Genomic DNA, 2,904 nt, shown 5'->3' with positions numbered 1-2,904 from the left:
CCCCTTGTACCCCCGGAGCCAAACGGGTTGGAGTATCCCAGATCCCCGGGGTGAAGCACAGACCGGGGCGAGGGAGGACGACATGACCACCGAACCGAACGACACCGCCTGGAGCGTCGTCGCCGTGACCGGCGCCACCGGCAAGCAGGGCGGGGCGACGGCCCGGCGGCTGCTCGCCGCCGGACGTCCGGTGCGCGCGCTGGTGCGGGACGCCTCGGCGCCCGCCGCCGTGGCACTCGCGGAGGCCGGGGCCGAGCTGGTGCTCGCGGACCTCGACGACCCGGCGAGCCTCGGCCCGGCCCTGGCCGGTGCCGGTGCGCTGTTCGCCGTGCCGCCGGTGGCCTACGGGCCGGCGCGCATCGACGAGGAGCTGGAATTCGCCCGCGGCCGGGCCCTGGCCGACGCGGCCGAGGCCGCAGGCGTGCGCCAGGTGGTGTTCACCGGCGTCGCCTCGACCACCGGCGCGGCGTTCGCGGCCCCCGGGAAGCGCCGCACCGAGCAGTATCTGCGCGAGCGGATCGAGCGGGTGACGGTGCTGCGGCCGGTGCGGTTCATGACGAACTACCTCGGGGTGGCCGGAGTCGGCTTCGACGGGTTCACGGACGGGGTCCACCGGCACCTCTTCCCGCCGGACGAGCCCCTCCAGATCATCGCCCTCGAGGACATCGCCGAGTTCGCCGCCCTGGCCTTCGAACAGCCGGACCGGTTCGCCGGCCGGACGCTGGAGCTGGCCGGTGACGCCCCGACCCCGGTCGAGGCCGTCGCCGCGATCGCCGCCGCGACCGGGAGGGCGCTGCGCTACGAGCAGATCGGCCACGAGGAGGCCGCCGCGCTGCACCCCGGACTCGCCGAAGTCCGCCGCCAGTGGGCCGAGGGCCACCGCTGGCGGGCCGACCTCGAGGCGCTGCGGGTGGTCCACCCCGGCCTGCGCACCCTCGGCGACTGGCTCGCCGAGGGCGGCGCCGCCGCGCTGCGCGCCCGGTTCGACGCCGCGGACACTGCGGGACCGACGGCCTGAGCACCCGTCAGGGCCCGCTCAGGGAAGCTCGAACAGCACCTCCGGGGCCGGTCCGAGCGGCGGTGCGAGGACGGCTCGGAGCTCCTGGACGGCGCGGCGCCAGGCGGGGCCGTCCTCGGTCTCGTCCCAGAGCTCGGCAAGCTCGGACTCCTCGGCGACCACCCGGTCCAGGGCCGCCACGGCGAGCGGCCGCAGGTCGGCGGGGAGGACCGGGAGAGGCTGGTCGGGACCGTAGGCGGTGGTGACCGGCTCACCGCCGGGGCACTGGGCCGCGACGAGGGCGGCCGAGGCCACGGCCTTGACCGCCTCGTAGTGGTCGAGGTAGTCCTCGGCCCCCGTGTCGGCGGCCAGTGTCAGCGCACGGCGGAGCAGTCCCTCCCGTTCACCCGCGGCCGCCTCGTCGAGGCTGCCGCAGAAGTCCGCCGCGGTGTCGTTGTCGAAATGTCCGATGTCCCAGGTGCCCACAGTGCTCTCCTCAGCTCGTTCGTGGGGATCATCGCACCGACCACCGACATCACGCGGGCTCAGCCCCCGGCGGCCTCCGCGATGCGGGCCTCCAGGGCGGCGGCCAGGGACTCGACGGCGGCCGGGGTGAAGGCGTGCTCGTTGTAGCGGAGCCAGCAGACCAGGGAGCCGTCGGGCTGTTCGGTGGCGGCGAGTTCGGGGACGTGCCGGTCGCCGCCGGGGAGGGGGTAGGGGACGGTGGCGCCGCGCGGGACCTCCCAGGCGGTGCAGGCGAGGCCAGGGAGCTGGGCGGGGGCGTTCCAGCTCTCGTAGCGGAGCCAGGCGGCGAACGGCACCAGCGGGCTGAACTCCGCGAAGGGGTAGAGCTGGTGGTCCAGCGCCGCGGTGGCGCTGGCGCGGACGCGGGCGAGGAGTTCGGCGAAGCCGGGCGCGCCGGAGGCGTCGACCCGCACGTCGACCCGCAGCAGGAGGGACTGGACGAAGCAGCCGACGGCCTGTTCGGCCTCGGGCGTGGTGCGGCCGGGGACGGGGGTCATCAGGACCAGGTCGTCCTGGCCGCTGCGCTCCGCCAGCAGGCCGAGCCAGACCGCGGCGAGGGCCTGGAACGGGGTCGCCCCGGCCTCGGCGGCCCGGGCGCGGAGGGCGGCGGCCCGGTCGGCGGGGACGGTGAGCCGGTGGGCGGCGCTGAGCACGGTCTCGGTGTCGGCGCGGCCCGGGAAGGGGTGCACCGCCTCCGGCGCGCCGGCCAGGGTGCGGGCGAAGTGCGCGCGCGAGACGGGCCAGTTGGCGTTGGAGCGGGAGACCAGCTCGCCGAGCGTCGGCATCGGCCGGGGCGGGGGCGCGGGGCGTCCGCGGCGCAGCGCCGAGTAGATGACGCCGAGGTCGCGCAGCAGCACGCCGACCGACCAGCCGTCGCCGACGATGTGGTGGACGGCGAGCAGCACCACGTGGTCGTCGGCGCCCCGGCTGACCACGGCGAGGCCGGTCATCGGGCCCTCGCCGACGTCGGTGAGCCGGTCCCGGACGGCGATCAGCCGGGCCGACACCTCGTCGTCGCTCTCGCCCGGGGCGTCGACCAGGATGGCCTCCACCTGGGCCTCGGGGTCGACGACGGCGCGCCGGACGCCCGGCAGGGCGCCGGGCACGGGCACGAAGCGGGTCCGCAGTGCGGGGTGGCGGCGCACCGCCTCGTACAGGGCCTCGGTCAGCAGGGCCGGGTCCAGTGCTTCGGTGACGCGGAACATCACGGCGACCGAGCCGACGTTGCGGCCCTCGGCCTCGGCCATCCAGCGCAGGAAGTTCTCCTGCTGCGAGGTGAGCGGGACGTCGTGGGGCTGGGCGCGCAGGTCGCGCAGGAACGGGGAGAACGGGGAGAGCGCGGAGTCGTCCACCGGGGGCGCGGCCTCGGCGGTCCTGGGCGC

Annotated in this window: 3 protein-coding genes; 1 reads left to right on the top strand and 2 read right to left on the bottom strand. The window is 76.4% G+C overall.

Translation table 11 applies throughout. The features are described from left to right. Positions 1-82 precede the first annotated feature (82 nt). Positions 83-1,018 carry an NmrA family NAD(P)-binding protein gene (locus VR45_RS25970; RefSeq protein WP_078896834.1) on the top strand — a complete coding sequence of 312 codons (936 nt, stop codon included), beginning with the start codon at positions 83-85 and terminating at the stop codon, positions 1,016-1,018. 18 nt (positions 1,019-1,036) lie between these two features. Here the strand turns inward: VR45_RS25970 and VR45_RS25965 are convergent, their stop codons facing one another. After that, positions 1,037-1,483 carry a DUF4259 domain-containing protein gene (locus VR45_RS25965; RefSeq protein WP_045942263.1) on the bottom strand — a complete coding sequence of 149 codons (447 nt, stop codon included), beginning with the start codon at positions 1,481-1,483 and terminating at the stop codon, positions 1,037-1,039. 59 nt (positions 1,484-1,542) lie between these two features. Continuing rightward, positions 1,543-2,904, bottom strand: a 1,362-nt coding sequence (locus VR45_RS25960; RefSeq protein WP_045942262.1) for a condensation domain-containing protein, incomplete at its 5' end; no start/stop codon positions are given.

This window comes from Streptomyces sp. NRRL S-495, from assembly GCF_000966955.1.
In the GTDB taxonomy this organism is placed as follows: Bacteria; Actinomycetota; Actinomycetes; order Streptomycetales; family Streptomycetaceae; genus Kitasatospora; species Kitasatospora purpeofusca.
This window is presented reverse-complemented; position numbering and strand designations above follow the sequence as displayed.

What these genes read in the sequence shown, in the direction of transcription:
- VR45_RS25970 (WP_078896834.1), top strand. Translation starts at nt 83, where the DNA reads ATGACCACCGAACCGAACGACACCGCCTGGAGCGTCGTCGCCGTGACC.